The sequence below is a fragment of the Mesorhizobium sp. SARCC-RB16n genome (assembly GCF_008520305.1).
Taxonomy (GTDB): Bacteria; Pseudomonadota; Alphaproteobacteria; order Rhizobiales; family Rhizobiaceae; genus Mesorhizobium.
Genome location: NZ_ML703261.1, coordinates 14,128 through 31,640, shown reverse-complemented (window position 1 = coordinate 31,640; position 17,513 = coordinate 14,128). Strand labels below are relative to the sequence as shown.

Here is a 17,513-nt window from a genome sequence, read left to right as displayed (position 1 = left end):
AGGTTGTGTCCAACTTTCGGGGGTCAGTTCATCGCGCCGGGGTTCTTTTGCAGGACTGGCCCGGAGCGGCGAATTCCCCCAAAAAAAGTCAGGTTGAAAAGGGACGGGCAATTTTAGCGGAACGAGAGGCTTTGGTTGGCGCCTGTTGCCGGCCACTCGTCCCATGCGTTTTCGAGTTTCGTTGAAAAAGCACGGAAAACAGCCTGTTTCAGCTCGTTCGTACGCCAACGATCCTTTATATAAGCCACTGTTCATACATCGAAATCGGCGATTTATGCCCCGGCAGGCGGCGTTGACAGGTCACGCCGCCGCATGCGTATTCGTGATCTTGGGGTTACGCCAAAGCGATGCTGTTCGAACGGGGCGGGGGTTTCGTGAACGACGGCATTGGCGGGGGCGCCGGACGAGCGGGCATTGCAGCCTGAGGCAGTGCGCCGCTCGCTCCTGGCGCTCGATTGCACCCATCCCCAACTGTTCGAACGGGCACTGGCTGGATCTTGTCACCCTGACCAGAGGTCTTCTGCCGGCGGCCACGAGGCTCGGCTGCTCCAGCTGTGATGCGTCCCCCAAAACAAAAGCAAGTTGACCAAGGTTGCGTGGCTGGCCGCACGCAATCTGATGGGGCCCTTTGGACCAGCAAAAAAGCCCTTGAAGGGGAAATCCTTCAAGGGCTTTGAAAGCACTATCCGAACGGAACCTTAGACCGAATAGTACATGTCGTATTCGACCGGATGCGGGGTCATTTCGAAGCGCATCACTTCGGCCATCTTGAGTTCGATATAGCTATCGATCTGGTCGTCGTCGAAGACGCCGCCGGCTTTCAGGAAGCCGCGATCCTTGTCGAGGCTCTGCAGCGCTTCGCGCAGCGAGCCGCAGACGGTCGGGATCTTCTTCAGCTCCTTCGGCGGCAGGTCGTAAAGATCCTTGTCCATCGGCTGGCCCGGATGGATCTTGTTCTTGATGCCGTCGAGTCCGGCCATCAGCATGGCGGCGAAAGCGAGGTAGGGGTTCGCGCCCGGATCGGGGAAGCGGACCTCGACGCGCTTCGCTTTCGGTGAACTGCCGAACGGGATGCGGCAGGACGCTGAGCGGTTGCGCGCCGAATAGGCGAGCAGCACCGGCGCCTCGTAGCCCGGCACCAGGCGCTTGTAGGAATTGGTCAGCGGGTTGGTGAAGGCATTGATCGCCTTGGCATGCTTGATGATGCCGCCGATGTAGAACAGGCAGGTTTCCGAAAGACCGGCATATTCGTTGCCGGCGAAGGTCGGCTTGCCGCCTTTCCAGATCGACTGGTGGACGTGCATGCCCGACCCGTTGTCGCCGAAGATCGGCTTCGGCATGAAGGTGGCCGTCTTGCCGTAGGCGTTGGCGACCTGATGCACGACGTACTTGTAGATCAGCATCTTGTCGGCGTTGCGGACCAGCGTGTCGAACTTGATGCCGAGTTCGTGCTGGGCGGCGGCCACCTCGTGGTGATGCTTTTCGACGCGCACGCCCATTTCGGCAAGCACCGTCAGCATTTCGGAGCGCATGTCCTGCGCCGAATCGATCGGCGGCACCGGGAAATAGCCGCCCTTGATGCGCGGACGGTGACCGAGGTTGCCGGTCTCGTAGTCGGTATCGTCGTTCGAGGGCAGTTCGGTCGAATCGAGCTTGAAGCCGGTGTTGTAGGGATCGGCCTTGTACTTGACGTCATCGAACACGAAGAATTCGGCTTCCGGGCCGACATAGATGGTGTCGCCGATGCCTTCAGACTTCATGTAGGCCTCGGCCTTCTTGGCCGTGCCACGCGGATCGCGGTTGTAGGACTCGCCCGAGACCGGGTCGAGGATGTCGCACAGGATGACCATCGTCGACTGCGCGAAGAACGGATCCATGTGGACCGTGTCCGGATCGGGCATCAGAACCATATCGGACTCGTTGATGGCCTTCCACCCGGCGATCGAGGAGCCGTCGAACATGACGCCGTCGGCGAACATGTCTTCCTCGACCTCGACGACATCCATCGTCACGTGCTGCAGCTTGCCCTTCGGATCGGTGAAGCGCAGGTCGACGAATTTCACGTCGTTATCCTTGATCTGCTTCATGATGTCTTTGGCTGTCGTCATGTCATGTATCCCTGTGTGCTGACGTTTTTTGATGGATGACGTGTCTTAGAGGATGGCCGGCTCGGATCAAACCGCGTCCATTCCGGTTTCGCCGGTGCGGATGCGCACGACTTCCTCGATGTTGGAGACGAAGATCTTGCCGTCGCCGATACGGCCGGTCTGGGCCGCCTTGCGAATGGCCTCGATCGCGCCTTCCACGGCATCGTCGCCGAGCACGACCTCGATCTTCACCTTGGGCAGGAAGTCGACGACATATTCGGCGCCGCGGTAGAGTTCGGTGTGACCCTTCTGGCGCCCGAAACCCTTGGCCTCGGTCACTGTGATGCCTTGCAGTCCGGCCTCCTGAAGCGCTTCCTTCACTTCGTCCAGCTTGAATGGCTTGATGATCGCTTCGATCTTTTTCATGTAAAAAGTGGCCTCCACTGCCAAAAAAACGGGTTGTGAGCCCCCGCTTGCGCCTCCATCAAGCACGAACTGTGCCAGTCGGAGGGAACCGAAGCGGTGCCATATGATTTCAAAGCCATGTCACCCCCAGATGCAAATTCGCGTCATTCGCTGCATTGGAAGCGGCATGAATGGCTTCAGCCTATCTGGCGCCACTGCGCATGTCTGCCCAATATCCGGGCAAATTGCTCATCAGGTGGGCAGCTTGATGCCTGTGATCCTTGCGCCGATCGACGTGGCCATGACAGCGCCAACTCCTCCCCGTTTGCGTCGAGCCGAAAACTGGACAATGCTTGATCGAATGCGGATCGGCAATCCATGAGCCACGAACTTCTTACTTCCGCCGAAATGGCCGAGGCGGATCGGCTGACAATTGCAGCAGGTCCAACCGACGGCATTGGATTGATGCGCCGTGCCGGCGAGGCCGTCGCGGCCCAAGTGCTCAGGCGCTACCCCTCGGCAGCGCACGTCCATGTGTTGTGCGGCCCGGGCAACAACGGCGGCGACGGCTATGTCGTCGCCCGCATCCTGGCCGGCAGCGGTGTCGCCACCACGGTCTGGGCGTCTGGCCTGCCGAGGCCGGATAGCGACGCGGCACTCGCCGCCGCGGAATGCCCGATCAAGGCCCGGCCGCTATCGGACTTTGATGCCGGTCGCGGCTCGATCGTGGTCGATGCGCTTTACGGGGCAGGGCTATCCAAGCCGCTGTACGGCGAATCCGCCTGGGCGGTCGATCTGGCCACCGACTTGCATTTGGCAGTGGTCGCGGTCGATCTGCCTTCCGGCATCTCCGGTGACAGCGGCAAGGCGCTCGGCATATCGTTTTCAGCCGACCTCACCGTGACCTTTGCGCGCAGGAAACCCGGCCATCTGCTCCTGCCCGGCCGGGCACGATGCGGCGAGATCGTGCTTGCCGATATCGGCATCGGCGACGACATCGTTGCACGGCTACAGCCCCGGACGTTCGAGAACACTCCGACGCTCTGGTTGGGTGATTTCCCGGTGCCGGCCGTCGACGCGCACAAATACAAGCGAGGCCATGTCGGTGTCTTTTCCGGTGGACCCAACGCCACCGGCGCGGCGCGGCTCTCGGCGCATGCCGCTGCCCGAAGCGGGGCAGGGGCGGTGACCGTGCTGTCGCCAGGCAACGCCATGCAAGTCAATGCCGCACACCTGACCTCGATCATGTTGCGCAGGGCCGACGACGCTGCCGACATTGAGGCATTTGTCGGGGAGCGCCGGCCATCGGCCTTTGTTCTCGGGCCTGGTTTTGGCATCGGTGAAAAAACCCAGGCGTTCGCGCTTGCTCTGCTCGCGTCGGGCCAACCGGCGGGCGCCTCCACCGGAATTGACGGCCTGGTCTTCGACGCCGACGCGATCACTTCATTTCGCGAGGCCCCAGACGTCTTGTTCGAAGCCGCCCGCAGGCCGGACGCGCCCGCGTTGGTGATGACACCGCATGAAGGCGAGTTTGCCAGGTTGTTTCCTGGCACCGCCGATGACAATGCCTCGTCGAAGCTGGACAAGGCACGCGTGGCTGCCGCGGCTGCCAATGCCGTCATCGTCTATAAGGGCGCCGACACGGTGATCGCCGCTCCGGACGGCAGGGCAGCGATCAATTCCAACGGCGCGGCCTGGCTTGCCACCGCAGGGTCGGGCGATGTGTTGTCCGGCATCACGGCTGGACTGCTTGCCCAGGGCATGCCGGCTTTCGAAGCGGCCTGCGCGGCGGTCTGGATCCATGCCGAGGCCGGCAGTCGGTTCGGGCCGGGACTGATCGCCGAGGATTTGCCGCCGGCATTGGTGCCGGTGCTGCGCGAATTGGTTGCTGCCGGAGGCGGGCGCTGATCAAACCGGGCTTGAGCGATGCCCGCGCCATTCAGTTCACAGCGGTATGTTGTCGTGCTTCTTCCAGGGGTTCTGCATGTCTTTGTTGCGCAGCATGCGAAGCGCCCGGGCGATACGGCGGCGGGTCGAATGCGGCATGATCACCTCGTCGACATAGCCGCGCTCAGCGGCGACGAAAGGCGACAGGAAGCGGTCCTCATAGGTCTTTGTATGAGCAGCGATCTTTTCAGCATCTCCGATATCCTTGCGGTAGATGATCTCGACCGCGCCTCTCGCCCCCATGACGGCGATCTGCGCCGTCGGCCAGGCATAATTCATGTCGCCGCGCAGGTGTTTTGACGCCATCACGTCATAGGCGCCGCCATAGGCTTTGCGTGTGATGACGGTGATCTTCGGCACGGTGGCCTCGGCATAGGCAAACAGTAACTTGGCGCCATGCTTGATCAATCCGCCATATTCCTGCGCCGTGCCGGGAAGAAAGCCCGGCACATCGACGAAGGTGACGATGGGAATAGAAAAACAGTCGCAGAAGCGCACGAAGCGGGCCGCCTTGCGGCTGGCGTCGGAATCGAGCACACCCGCCAGCACCATTGGCTGGTTGGCGACGAAGCCTACCGTGCGGCCCTCGACCCGCCCGAAACCGGTGACGATGTTCTTCGCAAAACTCTGCTGGATCTCGAAGAAATCACCCTCGTCGGCGACCTTCAGGATCAATTCCTTGATATCATAGGGCTTGTTGGAGTTATCGGGGATCAGCCGGTCGAGCGACAGGTCGTGGTCGGTGACAGACTGGTAGCATTCGATCTCAGGGATCTCGGCCGTGTTGGAAGCTGGCAGCAGGTCAACCAACCGGCGCATCTGCAAGAGCGCTTCGACGTCATTGTCATAGGCGCCGTCAGCGATCGAGGATTTCGTCGTATGGACTGAAGCGCCGCCGAGGCTCTCGGCGGTTACCGTCTCGTTGGTCACGGTCTTCACCACGTCCGGCCCGGTGACGAACATGTAGGAGGTGTCGCGCACCATGAAGATGAAGTCGGTCATGGCGGGCGAATAGACGTCCCCGCCCGCGCACGGCCCCATGATCACGGAAATCTGCGGAATGACGCCGGAGGCGAGCACGTTGCGCTGAAAGATCTCGGCATAGCCGCCAAGGGCCGCCACGCCCTCCTGGATGCGAGCGCCGCCGGCGTCGTAGAGACCGATGATCGGCGCACGGTTGCGCAGCGCCATCTCCTGCACCTTGATGACCTTTTCGGCATGGGCTTCCGACAGCGAGCCGCCGAACACGGTGAAATCCTTGGCGAAGAGATAGACCGGACGGCCATTGACCGTGCCCCAGCCCGTGACGACGCCGTCGCCGGCGATCTTGGTCTTCTCCATGCCGAAATCGGTCGAGCGATGCTCGACATACATGTCGAACTCCTCGAACGAGCCTTCGTCGAGAAAGACCTCGATGCGTTCGCGCGCGGTGAGCTTGCCCTTCTTGTGCTGGGCGTCGATGCGGGCCTGGCCGCCACCCATGCGGGCGATGTCGCGTCGCCTCTCGAGTTCCTTCAGCACGTCCTTCATCGCTTGGTCCCCAAGAAAACGGAAGCTGCGTTTGTGGTAATGATGCCCGTCGGGGAGCGCAAGCGTCGGCTTTTAATCCGTTTTTGCTGCGTTGCAACATGGAGCCCTTGCATTTCGGGGCGAACTCAGCCATATGCAGCGACATAGGCGCTTGGGCCGGACTCACCGGCCTTCTCGACGAATGAGACTGGTTGCGTCTGTTTTCCCTCTTTCCGGCAAATCGGCAGGGCGGCGAAAAAGCCCCGTGGCATGATGCCTGCGGGCACGACAGCGCAGCCGAGTGGACGCACACGTCCGCCCGCCTTGTCGTTTCATATCAAATTTTCGACGGCAGGTTGCGCCCTGCCGCCATCGACGTTTGCGGCCAGAGGCCGCGTGAAAGAAGATTATTTTGACCAACGAAAACACTTTGCCCGGCAACGACACCACGGAACTTTCGGGTTTCGCGGCGCTGGGAATTACGGGTGCGCTGCTCAAGGCCACCCACAACGCCGGCTTCACCGAGCCGAAGCCGATCCAGATGCAGGCCATCCCGCCGCAGCTGGAAGGCCGTGACATTTTCGGCATCGCGCAGACCGGCTCCGGCAAGACCGCGGCCTTCGCGCTGCCGATCCTCTCGAAGATCATCGCGCTCGGCACCAAGCGCCGCGCCAAGACCACCAGGGCGCTCATCCTCGCGCCGACCCGCGAGCTCGCCGTGCAGATCGAGGACACCATCAAGATCCTCGCCAAGGGCGCGCATGTCTCGACGGCGCTCGTGCTGGGCGGCGTCTCCCGCTTCAGCCAGGTGAAGAAGGTTGCTCCCGGCGTCGACATCCTCATCGCCACGCCCGGCCGGTTGACCGACCTGGTGCGCGAGGGCGACCTCATTCTCTCCGACACCAAATGGCTGGTGCTGGACGAGGGCGACCGCATGCTGGACATGGGCTTCATCAACGACGTCAAGCGCATCGCCAAGGCGACCGCGCCCGACCGCCAGACGGCGCTGTTTTCGGCCACCATGCCGGACGAGATTGCGGAACTCGCCAAGGGCTTGTTGAAGAACCCTGTCCGTGTCGAAGTCTCGCCGCAAAGCACCGCAGCGGCCGAGATCGTCCAGGGCGTCGTCTTTGCCCGCACCAAGCAGAAGCGCCAGGTTCTGTCGACGATGCTTGCCGACGAAGCGATGAAGTCCGTCATCATCTTTTCGCGCACCAAGCATGGCGCGGACCGGGTGACCAAGGATCTCGAGCGCGATGGTTTCAAGGCCGCCGTCATTCACGGCAACAAGTCGCAGAATGCCCGTCAGAAGGCGCTGAACGATTTTCGTGACGGATCGGTGCGTATTCTTGTCGCGACCGATATCGCGGCGCGCGGCATCGACGTGCCTGGCATCAGCCATGTCGTGAATTTCGACCTGCCGGACGAGGCCGAAAGCTACGTCCACCGCATCGGCCGCACTGGTCGCAACGGTATGGACGGCATCGCGATCACGCTTTGCGATCCTTCGGAGAACAGCAAGCTGCGTCAGGTCGAGCGCATCATCCGCACCAAGTTGCCAATCGTTGCCGATCATCTCGGCAGCCCCGATCCGCAGCGCAATCCGGCTGAAAAGAACGAGCGCTTCGAACCCGCCAACGATCGCAGCGACCGTAATGGCCGTCGTGACGGCCGGCGGCCGGGCGGTGAAAAGAAGCCGAACCACGGTTTTGGCAAGAAGCGCTTCGGCGACAAGCCAGCCTTCGCCGGCGAACGCAAGCCCGAAGGCGCCAAGCCTTTCAAGGCCAATAACAAGCGCCGCTTCGGCGGCAAGCGTCCGGCGGCGCGGGCTGCTTAAGACGCCTCATGGCAGCCGGCCAATCCCTGGCGGTTTGCTGTGACTGACTAAGCAAAGAAAAAGGGCGGCCGAGGCAGTGTTTCGGCCGCCCTTTTCGTTTCTTACTTCGCCACCGCCTCGACCCAGACGGCAATCCGTTGCGCAAGGAACGCCGTGGTGGATGGCGACAGCGCGTCGCCGGCGATGACGTGATTGTCGGGATCGCCAGTGCTTTCGATGGGGACCAGTTCATGCGCGCCACCCCAGCGCGAGGCGATCTCACGCGTGCGCTCGGGCCGCACCACTTTGTCCAAATCCGAGAAAATGAACAAAGCCGGAATGGTCGCCTTCTCCACAGGCGCGCCATAGGCAAGCCCGGTCAGAGCCTGCATCGGCATCGTAGCGGCGATCGGATATTTGGTGGTCCAGAATTTCTCATGCAGCGCGTTGCGCGGCACGAAGCTGCGTTCCTTGCCGGCGACGAGTTCGGCGATCTGCTTGCCCCATGGCATGGTCAGGATCTCGGCGCCGGATGCCTTCACGCCGAAATTGGGCGAGATGAATGCAATGGCCGCCACACCGTCTGAAGCACCAGGCTGCGTTGCCGCCCAGGCAGCCAGCGAGCCGCCGGTCGACGTTGAGATGACGACCACCTTGTCGCCGATCGCCCGGCCGATGGCGAGCGCCTCCTCATAGTCGTTGATCCAGGCATTGACGCTGCCTTGCGTCATCGCCGCGCCGTCCTGCCCGTGACCGGTGAGGCGGGTATAGAACAGGTTGGCATCGAGTTGGTCGGCGACGTCGTCGGGCAAGGGCCGGACCTCGCCCTTCGATGCGGAAAAGCCGTGGATGTAGACGATCGACAGCGGCGTCTTGGCGTGCACCATCGGGTTCGCCCAGACGATCTCCTTTTCCAGCCCGTCGCGAATACCGGGCACGGCGGCTTCCACCTTTGCCACATAGGCCTGTGGGTCGTCACCGATCACCGAGGGATTGAAATGCATCGTGGTGTCGACGGGTACGCGTGGGCCCAATGCGAAGGCCAGAGCAAGGACAGCGATCAGGCCCAGCACAGCAAGCACGATCCGTCGCCCCATCGCAGACTCCACGCAACAACATTCAAACTATGGTGGTGGTCATGAACAGGCAACGGCCGTTCAGGCAGCCATGCCACCAATCCTGTGGGCATCTATTGGTTGGGCGGTTTGCGCTCGTAATGCAGCGGCCGTGCCTTCCAACTGGTCGTCAGGCTGATCACCCATCTGCATAGCGGCCTTGGCAGCATGCCGAGAAATTTCAGCGGCCAGCTCGTCCGGTACGGAAAGGTCACTTCGAAGCCGCCGGATTTGATGCCCCGCACCATACGGCGCGTCGCGCGGCCGACCGGCATCAGGCCTGGCATCGGCAGCATGTTCTTTTCCGTCAACGGCGTGTCGACAAAACCGGGGTTAATCACCTGGACGCGGATGTTCATCTTGTCGAAATCATATTTCAGCGACTCAGCCAGGATATTGATCGCCGCCTTGGTGCCGCCATAGGCGGCCGTGGTCGGCCAGCCGAAATAGGCGGTCACCGAGCCGACCAGAACGACATGGCCACGCGCGCGCACCCGCATATGCTCGACGACAGGCACCATCCCATTGATGATGCCGAAATAGTTGACCTCGAAGGAGCGGCGGAAGTCGCGGACGACGAGGGACTCTCCGGGTGTCGCGATGTAATTTCCTGCATTGAATATGGCGAGCACGATCGGCCCGAGGTCCTTCTCGATCGCGGCGACCGTTCTTGCCATGCGCGGCTCGTCGGTGACATCGCAGGGAAAGGACACGACCTTGCCCGGCATCTGCGCGGTCTCGACGATGAGCGTGTCGATCGGATCGTCGTCAAGCGCTGTCACCGCCACCGCATAGCCTTGTGACGCCAGATCCCTGGCCAGCGAGCGGCCAATGCCGCTGCTGCCGCCCGTGACCCAGGCGACGCCGTGTTTCGGATCGGCCCGATAGAGTGTCATGCTGCGCCCTGCCGAGTTTGTTGGTGCCTTGCTCTAGCGGTGGTGAAATCGAATGAAAAGGGTGCTTTTCCACCACAGGTGCAAATGAACTGTACGACATCGAGCTGATCTCAGTGATGTCGATGCCCGCAGCGCCGGAAATGCGACTGGACCAGACGAATTCTTGCCTTGAAACCGAAGCGTTGGGTTTCTAGGGTTTCGGCGCACGTACACAAGGAATCCTGAATGCCCCGTTCTGTGATCGACGCGATCGGCAACACGCCTCTGATCCGCCTCAACAAGGCTTCCGAAGAAACCGGCTGCGAGATCCTGGGCAAGGCCGAGTTCATGAATCCGGGACAATCGGTCAAGGATCGCGCCGGCTTGTTCATCATCCGCGACGCCGAACAACGCGGCCTGTTGAAGCCGGGCGGTGTCATCGTCGAGGGAACGGCCGGCAACACAGGTATCGGGTTGACGCTCGTCGCCAAGGCGTTGGGATACCGCACCGTCATCGTCATCCCGGATACGCAGAGCCAGGAAAAGAAGGACACCATCAGGCTCCTCGGCGCCGAGCTGATCGAAGTGCCCGCCGTGCCTTACAAGAACCCCAACAACTACGTGAAGCTGTCGGGGCGGCTCGCCGAGCAGATGGCGAGAACCGAGCCGAACGGCGCCATTTGGGCTAACCAGTTCGACAATGTCGCCAACCGCGATGGCCATATCCGCACCACGGCCGAGGAGATCTGGGCCCAGACCGGCGGCAAGGTCGACGGTTTTGTCTCGGCGGTGGGGTCGGGCGGTACGCTGGCCGGTGTCGGGCTCGGATTGAAGGCGAAGAGCAAGAACGTCAAGATTGCGCTCGCCGACCCTCTCGGCGCCGCGCTCTACAGTTTCTACACCAGCGGTGAGCTGAAGTCCGAAGGCAGTTCGATCACCGAAGGCATCGGGCAGGGGCGCATCACAGCCAATCTCGAGGGCTTCACGCCTGACTTCTCCTATCAGATCAAGGATGAAGACGCGCTGCCGATCGTCTTCGACCTGATCCAGGAAGAAGGCCTGTGCGTCGGCGGCTCGACCGGCATCAACATTGCCGGCGCGATGCGGCTGGCCAGGGATTTAGGGCCTGGCCACACCATCGTGACGATCCTTTGCGACTACGGCACGCGCTATCAGTCGAAATTGTTCAATCCGGAATTCCTGCGCGAGAAGAAGCTGCCGGTGCCGGGCTGGATGGAACTGCAGAGCAAGATTTCGGTGCCGTTCGAAAAGGTCGCATGATGGCGCACAGGACGGAAGCGTTGTTTCGCGACGACGCCTATCTCAGGACGGCCGACGCCACGGTCGTCGCCATCAATGAGCGCGGCGGCATCATCCTCGACCGGACGATCTTTTATGCCACTTCTGGTGGCCAGCCGGGCGATAGCGGTCATCTCGACCGCGCCGATGGCAGCCGCATCGCGATCGCCGCCACGATATCGGGCGAGACCAAGGACGAGATCATCCATGTGCCGGAGCCGGAGCAGGCCACGCCGCAGATCGGCGAGCGGGTGAACCTGGCGATCGACTGGGGCCGTCGGCATCTGTTGATGCGTATGCACGCTGCCTGTCACCTGCTCACCGTCGTCTGCCCGTTCCCGATCACCGGGGCTGCGGTTTCCGAGGACGACAGCCGTGTCGATTTCGACATTCCGGACGCCAGCTTCACCAAGGAAGAGGTGACCGCCGGCATGATGGAACTGGTGCGGGCTGATCATCCCATCTTCACCAGGCTGATCAGCGACGAGGAATTGGCCGCGAATCCCGGCCTGGTGAAATCCAAGAATGTCCGGCCGCCTGTCGGCACGGGCAAGATCCGCCTCGTCTGCATCGGTGAGAACGCCTCGGTGGATAGCCAGCCCTGCGGCGGCACGCATGTGAAGAGCACCGGCGAAATCGGCGAAATCCACATTGGCAAGATCGAGAAGAAGGGCCGGGAGAACAGGCGCTTCCGCATTCGCTTCGGTCCGATGCCGGCGGCCTGATACGACACGCTTTGCTTGAACCGGAATAGAGAGAAACCAAATGGCCGAAGACAGTCCTTTCACCGTCGATGCGGACTGGCTGCAGGAGCGCTTGGGCCAGCCGGGCCTGACGATCATAGACGCCTCCTGGTATCTGCCGGCGCAAAAACGCGACGCGCGCGCCGAGTATGATGCAGCCCATATTCCAGGCGCCCGTTTCCTGGACCAGGATGCCGTTTCGGATCCAGACGCTGCCTTGCCGCATACGCTCGCGTCGCCGCGGCATTTTGCCCAGTATGTCGGCGCGATGGGCATTTCAGCCGATGACACCATCGTCGTTTATGATGGCCCGGGTTTCTTCTCCGCACCAAGGGCATGGTGGATGTTCCGCATCATGGGCGTTTTCCAGACCTATATTCTGGACGGCGGCTTCGACGGCTGGAAGGCGTCCGGCCGGCCGGTAACGGCCGAGCCGACCAAGATCGCGCCAAGCGTCTTTCATGCCGATTTCGACGCCGGTCGCGTCGTGGGTCTGGCCGACATGCGCCGGATCGTCGATACGAAGGCAAGCCAGATTGCCGACGCCCGCGGGCCGGGCCGCTTTACCGGCGCCGAACCCGAGCCCCGTGCCGGCATTCGCTCCGGTCACATGCCAGGCGCACGCAATATCCCCTATTCGGCGATTTCCGAAAACGGCACGCTGCTGCCGAAGGACCGTTTGCGCAAGGTGATGGAGGACGCCGGTATCGACCTTTCCAAACCCGTCGTTACATCCTGCGGTTCCGGCGTCACCGCCGCGGTGGTCACGCTGGCGCTGGAGACGCTTGGCCACACCGACAACAGGCTTTATGACGGTTCATGGACCGAGTGGGGCGGGCTGTCCGATACGCCGGTCGTGACCGGCGCAGCCGGCAAGGAATGAATTGATGGAAAACGGCGTGCTGCAGGATATTGAAGTCACGGTGACTTTTCTCGAAATGCATGCCCCACCGGCCGCTTCGCCACCGGTGCCCTACAACCGCCAGGTCGCACTGCTGAAGACCAGGGATATTCCCTTGCATTTCTACCGCTACCTGATGGATCGGGTGGGACGCAAATGGCACTGGGTGAATGTTCTAAGGCTGAATGACGATGAGCTGTCGGCCGGAATCCACCGCGAGGATCGCGACATCAGGGTCCTCTATCTCGACGGTTCGCCGGCAGGCTTCTTCGACCTCAAGCCGCATTTGCCCGAGGAAGTCGAACTCGCCTATTTCGGCATGATGGATCACGCCACCGGGCAAGGTATCGGCCGTTGGTTCCTTGGCTCGGCGATTGCGGCTGCATGGTCGTATGGGCCGAAAAGGGTCACGGTGCAGACCTGCACGCTCGACCACCCCGCAGCCCTGCCGCTCTACCAGAAGCTCGGTTTCAAGCCGGTCGCGCAGAAGAAGGAGGTCGTGCATCCGCTGCCTTTTGCCGAACGCTCGGCCAGCGTCATGCGGCCGTGAGTCCAGCCGGAATCTGACCGCCGCTTCGACGATTTCATCAAGGGATTGCCGAACTGATTAGCCGGCTTAAAGTTCGACAATGTCGGTAATCCCTCCTGGAGATCGAAGGGGCCGATCCGACATCGTATCCGCCCCGGACACTTGGCGGGAATCGGGTGGGAAGCCCTGTCGCGAGCGCGTAATTTCCGGTCGACAGCACCGGAGATATTGCCATGACCATCCAGTTCACAGCTCTGCCGACCGAAAATGTAAGGGCCCTGCAGCGCGGCGGCCCCGATGCCTATGGCCGGAAACCCGAGCGGAAAATCTCTGACGGTGACGGCATGCCTTGCCGGCATTGCCTCAGGAATATCGCCGCCGGCGATGTCTACCTCATCCTCGCCTACCGTCCATTTCCGAACCCTCAGCCCTATGCCGAAACGGGGCCGATCTTCCTACATGCCCAGGAATGCGAGCGTGCCGTCGGGGCTAGGCTACCGCCGGAGATTCTCGACAGCCCGGACTATATCGTGCGCGGCTATGGCAGCGATGATCGCATCGTCTACGGCAGCGGCGGCGTCGTTCCAACCGACGCTATAGTGGCGCGGGCAGAAACCTTGTTCGAGCGTGAAGACATTGCCTATGTGCATGTCCGCTCGGCGCGCAACAATTGCTACCAGTGCCGTATCGAAAGAGCCTGAGGCGCCAGGATTGTCGGGCGGAAATCCCTGTCGTACTCCCGTCGCACAGATGGGTTAGAAAGCGATTGTCGATCGATTGGCCGACCGCGGATGAACCGGCGGCAATCTCGACATCGAGGAAGCGGGGCTCTGGCTCCGCTTTTTTGTTGCCTGCCCTTTGCGCAAATCCCTAGCGCAATAAAAAAGCCCGCCGGCCAAGCCGACGGGCTTCTACTGTTTGCCTGGAGGGCTTAGTTGAACTTGTACTTGGCGCCGATGCGCACCGTCTGGAACGAAGCCTTGTCGGTCAGCGTACCATCAGGTGCACCGAATTCAGACGAGAAATCTTTCTTGGCGAATTGGGAATAGCGATACTCGAGACCGACAGTTACATTGTTGGAGACTGCCGTTTCGAGACCGCCACCCACGGTGAAACCACTCTTGTTCCAATCGATGATATCGCCGATCGGATCCGAAGCGTGCAGATCAAAATGTTGGTAGCTGTAGCCGCCGATCACATAGGCCAGGGTCGATTCGTTTACCTTGGCGCCAACCCGGGCCAAAGCGTCAAACCCATAATCAGAATCGAGTTTGATGGAACCGCCCAGAATGTCTAGTTTCGATCGAATTCCAGAATAGCGACCGTCGAGCTGCACACCGGCGACCCAGGTGCCGAAATCGTAGTCGTAGCCGGCGCTCAACTCGCCGAACACGCCTTCGCTGCCAATGCCATTGACATCGAGAGTGCCGCCACCAAGGTTGACACCCAAGTCGTGGACCGCCGTGCCGGCCCCAAGCGCGCCACCGGCATAGAAGCCGGTCCAGTTGTAGGCCGGGGCAGCAAATGAAGCGCCGCCACCGTTCTGCGCACCGAAGCGATAATTTGCGGCGATATGGAAGGTGTGGCTGGACGGTTCCCCGTTCAACGAAGCGCCACCCAGATCGATCAGCGACTTGTCGCCAAAGTTCGCATACCGATATTCGGTCTTCAGCGTCCAGTTGCCTCGCAGCACGGTTTCCATGCCGACGCCCAGCACATAGCCGCTGCGGTTTTCTGTAAAGTTCAACCCATCAGCACCGCCCGATCGAACCGGCGGGCAAGATGACAAGTTGACTTTTTCTGGGTGTATCAGGCGGCCAGAACAGCCTTCGGCTCGACCAGTTCATAGCCGAGCGCTTCGGCGACCGCGCGGTTGGTGATCTTGCCCTTGTGGACGTTGAGACCGTTGCGCAGGTGATGGTCGTCGACCAGGGCCTTCAGGCCCTTGTCGGCGAGCTGCAGGCCGTAATGCAGCGTCGCGTTGTTCAGCGCATGGGCCGAAGTGACCGGCACGGCACCAGGCATGTTGGCGACGCAGTAGTGGATAACGCCGTCGACTTCGTAGGTCGGCTCGGCATGGGTGGTCGCGTGCGAGGTCTCGAAGCAACCGCCTTGGTCGATGGCGACGTCGACCAGCACCGAGCCCTTCTTCATACCGGACAGCATTTCGCGGGTGACGAGCTTCGGTGCGGCGGCGCCCGGGATGAGCACGGCGCCGACGACGATGTCGGCCGAGAAGCATTCTTCCTCGAGCGCCTCGACGGTCGAGTAACGGGTGTGGACCCGGCCGGCGAAGAGGTCGTCGAGCTGGCGCAGACGCGGGATCGAACGGTCGATGATGGTCACGTCGGCGCCAAGGCCGGCGGCCATGCGGGCCGCGTGGAGGCCAACGACGCCACCGCCGAGCACGGTGACTTTGCCTGGCAGCACGCCGGGTACGCCGCCAAGCAGCACACCGCGGCCGCCATTGGCCTTCTGCAGCGCCGTGGCGCCGGCCTGGATCGACAAGCGGCCGGCGACTTCCGACATCGGCGCCAGCAGCGGCAGCCCGCCACGATCGTCGGTTACGGTTTCGTAGGCGATCGCCGTCACGCCCGAAGCGAGCAGACCCTTGGTCTGCTCCGGATCCGGGGCCAGGTGGAGATAGGTGTAGAGAATCTGGCCTTCGCGCAGCTGCGCCCATTCATTGGGCTGCGGCTCCTTGACCTTGACGATCATGTCGGACTTGGCGAACACGTCGGCGGCCGTCTTGGGTATAGTGGCGCCGGCGGCGCGATAGGCGTTGTCATCGGCGCCGATGCCGGCGCCCGCGCCGGTCTCAACCAGCACTTCATGGCCATGGGCGACATATTCGCGGACCGAGCCCGGCGTGAGGCCGACACGGTATTCGTGATTCTTGATTTCCTTGGGGCAGCCGACACGCATTTTTCTTCTCCCTGATCAGGCCCTTCCGGGCTTACTCCCTGTAGGAGCGGAGTGAACCATGAATCGGCGCGCAAGTGTTTGCGAATGCGCTTGCGCGGACGGTCAGGTTTCGATAATCGTTGCGTGAAATAGCATATTGTCCGCAGGATTCACGAAAAATGCCGCTCGACAGGATTGATATCGCCATTCTGGAGACATTGCAGAAGGATGGCCGGATGCCGAACGCGGCCCTTGCCGAAAAGGTCGGCCTGTCGCAATCGGCCTGTTCGCGCCGGCTCGACAATCTGGAGAAGTCCGGAACCATCCGCGGTTATCATGCCAGGCTTTCCAACGCAGCCCTCGGCCACCAGATGACGGCGATCGTCCACATATCCCTCTCAGGCCAGTTCGAGAAGACGCTGTCGGATTTCGAGGCGGCGATCAAACGCTGTCCGAACGTGCTGTCGTGCCACCTGATGTCCGGCGAGTACGACTATATCCTGCGGATCGCGGCCAAGGATCTCGTCGACTACGAACGCATCCATAAGGAATGGCTGTCGGCGATGCCGCATGTGACGAAGATCAATTCGTCCTTCGCCCTGCGCGAAATCGTCGACCGGACGGCCATGGGGCTGAAGCCGGAAATGGCTTGAGCACAGATCAGTCACCTACGCCGCGGCCGTCTCCGTCACGATCCGGTCCATCGGGATGTCGTGCGGCTGCGGATAGATAGTGGCGATGCGCTGCAATTCGTAGCCGACGCCAATGACCAGCGGCTTGAAAGGCATGGCAGCCAGCGTGCGGTCGAAGAAGCCGCCGCCATAGCCCAGCCGGTAGCTTGCCGGATCGATGCCGACAATGGGCGAGATGACGACGTCCGGCAGTACCGGATCGCCTTCGGTCGGAAACGGGATATTCCAGACACCTTTTTCCAACCGGTCGCCCGGTTTGTAGGCGCGAAAGATCAACGGCTGACCCTTTTCGACGACGATGGGCAACGCCGTGCGGCCGCCGCGTGCGTTGATCGACGCCATCCATGGCCGCAAATCCGGCTCGCCGCGAAACGGCCAGTAAAGACTGATCATGCGGCCCGCGATCTCGCCGACGATCGCATCGAGCCCGTCAGCGATGCGTTGCGACATTGCCATTCTGCCGTCGGCGGAAACTTCAAGGCGCGCCGCGATCAATCGTTCGCGCTCAGCCTTGCGCCAGCGGCGGACATCAGCCCAGTCGCTGAGTGGCGCCTGGAACCTGGGATCGAGCTCATGCATGAAGCAGGGAGGCGAGGCATATTGTGCCGGCCCCTGTTCGTCATGATCTTTAGCCATGCCTCACCTCATCTCGTGTTCGATGACGCTACACCTCGCGATACGATACAAGATG

17 protein-coding genes are annotated in these 17,513 nt (G+C 61.7%); 9 read left to right on the top strand and 8 right to left on the bottom strand.

Annotated features, from left to right (window positions below; all coding sequences use genetic code 11):
- Window positions 1-698: 698 nt before the first annotated feature.
- The gene (gene glnA / locus C7I87_RS08155) at window positions 699-2,108 is read right to left on the bottom strand and encodes a type I glutamate--ammonia ligase (RefSeq protein ID WP_149903719.1); all 1,410 of its coding nucleotides are present in this window, start codon (window positions 2,106-2,108) and stop codon (window positions 699-701) included.
- A 66-nt stretch (window positions 2,109-2,174) separates the two neighbouring features.
- Window positions 2,175-2,513, bottom strand: coding sequence for a P-II family nitrogen regulator (locus C7I87_RS08150; RefSeq protein ID WP_006205430.1), 339 nt, complete (start codon window positions 2,511-2,513; stop codon window positions 2,175-2,177).
- Between the two features lie 166 nt (window positions 2,514-2,679).
- Here C7I87_RS08150 and C7I87_RS08145 point away from each other — a divergent pair, with 166 nt between their 5' ends.
- Window positions 2,680-2,874 carry a hypothetical protein gene (locus C7I87_RS08145; protein WP_149903718.1) on the top strand — a complete coding sequence of 65 codons (195 nt, stop codon included), beginning with the start codon at window positions 2,680-2,682 and terminating at the stop codon, window positions 2,872-2,874.
- On the top strand, window positions 2,871-4,400 hold the full coding sequence (locus C7I87_RS08140; protein ID WP_149903717.1) for an NAD(P)H-hydrate dehydratase: 1,530 nt from the start codon (window positions 2,871-2,873) through the stop codon (window positions 4,398-4,400). The genes C7I87_RS08145 and C7I87_RS08140 overlap by 4 nt, the downstream gene beginning before the upstream one ends.
- 36 nt (window positions 4,401-4,436) lie before the next feature.
- Here the strand turns inward: C7I87_RS08140 and C7I87_RS08135 are convergent, their stop codons facing one another.
- Window positions 4,437-5,969 (bottom strand): acyl-CoA carboxylase subunit beta, encoded by a 1,533-nt coding sequence (locus C7I87_RS08135; protein ID WP_149903716.1) that lies wholly within the window; start codon window positions 5,967-5,969, stop codon window positions 4,437-4,439.
- 391 nt (window positions 5,970-6,360) lie between these two features.
- On the opposite strand from C7I87_RS08135, the gene C7I87_RS08130 reads away from it, so the two are divergent.
- Window positions 6,361-7,785: a DEAD/DEAH box helicase gene (locus C7I87_RS08130; RefSeq protein WP_149903715.1), complete on the top strand. Its 1,425-nt coding sequence runs from the start codon at window positions 6,361-6,363 to the stop codon at window positions 7,783-7,785.
- Between the two features lie 101 nt (window positions 7,786-7,886).
- Here C7I87_RS08130 and C7I87_RS08125 read toward each other — a convergent pair whose 3' ends face one another.
- Together C7I87_RS08125 and C7I87_RS08120 are read right to left on the bottom strand one after the other, a co-directional pair.
- A complete protein-coding gene (locus C7I87_RS08125) occupies window positions 7,887-8,861 on the bottom strand; it encodes an alpha/beta hydrolase (protein ID WP_149903714.1) in 975 nt (324 codons plus the stop codon).
- 92 nt (window positions 8,862-8,953) lie between these two features.
- Complete coding sequence (locus C7I87_RS08120) at window positions 8,954-9,775, bottom strand: SDR family oxidoreductase (RefSeq protein WP_149903713.1); 822 nt, start codon at window positions 9,773-9,775, stop codon at window positions 8,954-8,956.
- A 225-nt stretch (window positions 9,776-10,000) separates the two neighbouring features.
- Here C7I87_RS08120 and C7I87_RS08115 point away from each other — a divergent pair, with 225 nt between their 5' ends.
- The 5 genes from C7I87_RS08115 to C7I87_RS08095 all read left to right on the top strand — a co-directional run bounded on the left by C7I87_RS08115 (window position 10,001) and on the right by C7I87_RS08095 (window position 13,927).
- Window positions 10,001-11,035 carry a cysteine synthase A gene (locus C7I87_RS08115; protein WP_149903712.1) on the top strand — a complete coding sequence of 345 codons (1,035 nt, stop codon included), beginning with the start codon at window positions 10,001-10,003 and terminating at the stop codon, window positions 11,033-11,035.
- Window positions 11,035-11,778, top strand: a complete 744-nt coding sequence (locus tag C7I87_RS08110; RefSeq protein WP_149903720.1) for an alanyl-tRNA editing protein — start codon at window positions 11,035-11,037, stop codon at window positions 11,776-11,778. Before C7I87_RS08115 ends, C7I87_RS08110 begins: the two co-directional genes overlap by 1 nt.
- A gap of 40 nt (window positions 11,779-11,818) precedes the next feature.
- Entirely contained in the window at window positions 11,819-12,679 is an 861-nt protein-coding gene (sseA, locus tag C7I87_RS08105) for a 3-mercaptopyruvate sulfurtransferase (RefSeq protein ID WP_149903711.1), read from the top strand.
- A 4-nt stretch (window positions 12,680-12,683) separates the two neighbouring features.
- Window positions 12,684-13,247 carry a GNAT family N-acetyltransferase gene (locus tag C7I87_RS08100; protein ID WP_149903710.1) on the top strand — a complete coding sequence of 188 codons (564 nt, stop codon included), beginning with the start codon at window positions 12,684-12,686 and terminating at the stop codon, window positions 13,245-13,247.
- A gap of 212 nt (window positions 13,248-13,459) precedes the next feature.
- A complete protein-coding gene (locus C7I87_RS08095) occupies window positions 13,460-13,927 on the top strand; it encodes a DUF1203 domain-containing protein (RefSeq protein ID WP_149903709.1) in 468 nt (155 codons plus the stop codon).
- Between the two features lie 230 nt (window positions 13,928-14,157).
- On the opposite strand, the gene C7I87_RS08090 is transcribed toward C7I87_RS08095, so the two are convergent.
- Window positions 14,158-14,973, bottom strand: a complete 816-nt coding sequence (locus C7I87_RS08090) for an outer membrane protein (protein ID WP_306440481.1) — start codon at window positions 14,971-14,973, stop codon at window positions 14,158-14,160.
- A 62-nt stretch (window positions 14,974-15,035) separates the two neighbouring features.
- On the bottom strand, window positions 15,036-16,151 hold the full coding sequence (ald, locus tag C7I87_RS08085; RefSeq protein WP_149903708.1) for an alanine dehydrogenase: 1,116 nt from the start codon (window positions 16,149-16,151) through the stop codon (window positions 15,036-15,038).
- A gap of 158 nt (window positions 16,152-16,309) precedes the next feature.
- Between ald and C7I87_RS08080 the strand changes: the two genes are divergently transcribed.
- Window positions 16,310-16,783: an Lrp/AsnC family transcriptional regulator gene (locus C7I87_RS08080; protein WP_015317948.1), complete on the top strand. Its 474-nt coding sequence runs from the start codon at window positions 16,310-16,312 to the stop codon at window positions 16,781-16,783.
- Window positions 16,784-16,798: 15 nt separating this feature from the next.
- On the opposite strand, the gene C7I87_RS08075 is transcribed toward C7I87_RS08080, so the two are convergent.
- A complete protein-coding gene (locus C7I87_RS08075; protein WP_149903707.1) occupies window positions 16,799-17,458 on the bottom strand; it encodes a 5-formyltetrahydrofolate cyclo-ligase in 660 nt (219 codons plus the stop codon).
- Window positions 17,459-17,513 lie beyond the last annotated feature (55 nt).

What these genes read in the sequence shown, in the direction of transcription:
- C7I87_RS08100 (WP_149903710.1), top strand. Translation starts at nt 12,684, where the DNA reads ATGGAAAACGGCGTGCTGCAGGATATTGAAGTCACGGTGACTTTTCTC.
- C7I87_RS08120 (WP_149903713.1), bottom strand. Translation starts at nt 9,775, where the DNA reads ATGACACTCTATCGGGCCGATCCGAAACACGGCGTCGCCTGGGTCACG.
- sseA (WP_149903711.1), top strand. Translation starts at nt 11,819, where the DNA reads ATGGCCGAAGACAGTCCTTTCACCGTCGATGCGGACTGGCTGCAGGAG.
- C7I87_RS08095 (WP_149903709.1), top strand. Translation starts at nt 13,460, where the DNA reads ATGACCATCCAGTTCACAGCTCTGCCGACCGAAAATGTAAGGGCCCTG.
- C7I87_RS08115 (WP_149903712.1), top strand. Translation starts at nt 10,001, where the DNA reads ATGCCCCGTTCTGTGATCGACGCGATCGGCAACACGCCTCTGATCCGC.
- C7I87_RS08075 (WP_149903707.1), bottom strand. Translation starts at nt 17,458, where the DNA reads ATGGCTAAAGATCATGACGAACAGGGGCCGGCACAATATGCCTCGCCT.
- C7I87_RS08135 (WP_149903716.1), bottom strand. Translation starts at nt 5,969, where the DNA reads ATGAAGGACGTGCTGAAGGAACTCGAGAGGCGACGCGACATCGCCCGC.
- C7I87_RS08140 (WP_149903717.1), top strand. Translation starts at nt 2,871, where the DNA reads ATGAGCCACGAACTTCTTACTTCCGCCGAAATGGCCGAGGCGGATCGG.
- C7I87_RS08110 (WP_149903720.1), top strand. Translation starts at nt 11,035, where the DNA reads ATGGCGCACAGGACGGAAGCGTTGTTTCGCGACGACGCCTATCTCAGG.
- C7I87_RS08145 (WP_149903718.1), top strand. Translation starts at nt 2,680, where the DNA reads ATGAATGGCTTCAGCCTATCTGGCGCCACTGCGCATGTCTGCCCAATA.
- C7I87_RS08150 (WP_006205430.1), bottom strand. Translation starts at nt 2,513, where the DNA reads ATGAAAAAGATCGAAGCGATCATCAAGCCATTCAAGCTGGACGAAGTG.
- C7I87_RS08125 (WP_149903714.1), bottom strand. Translation starts at nt 8,861, where the DNA reads ATGGGGCGACGGATCGTGCTTGCTGTGCTGGGCCTGATCGCTGTCCTT.
- ald (WP_149903708.1), bottom strand. Translation starts at nt 16,151, where the DNA reads ATGCGTGTCGGCTGCCCCAAGGAAATCAAGAATCACGAATACCGTGTC.
- C7I87_RS08080 (WP_015317948.1), top strand. Translation starts at nt 16,310, where the DNA reads ATGCCGCTCGACAGGATTGATATCGCCATTCTGGAGACATTGCAGAAG.
- glnA (WP_149903719.1), bottom strand. Translation starts at nt 2,108, where the DNA reads ATGACGACAGCCAAAGACATCATGAAGCAGATCAAGGATAACGACGTG.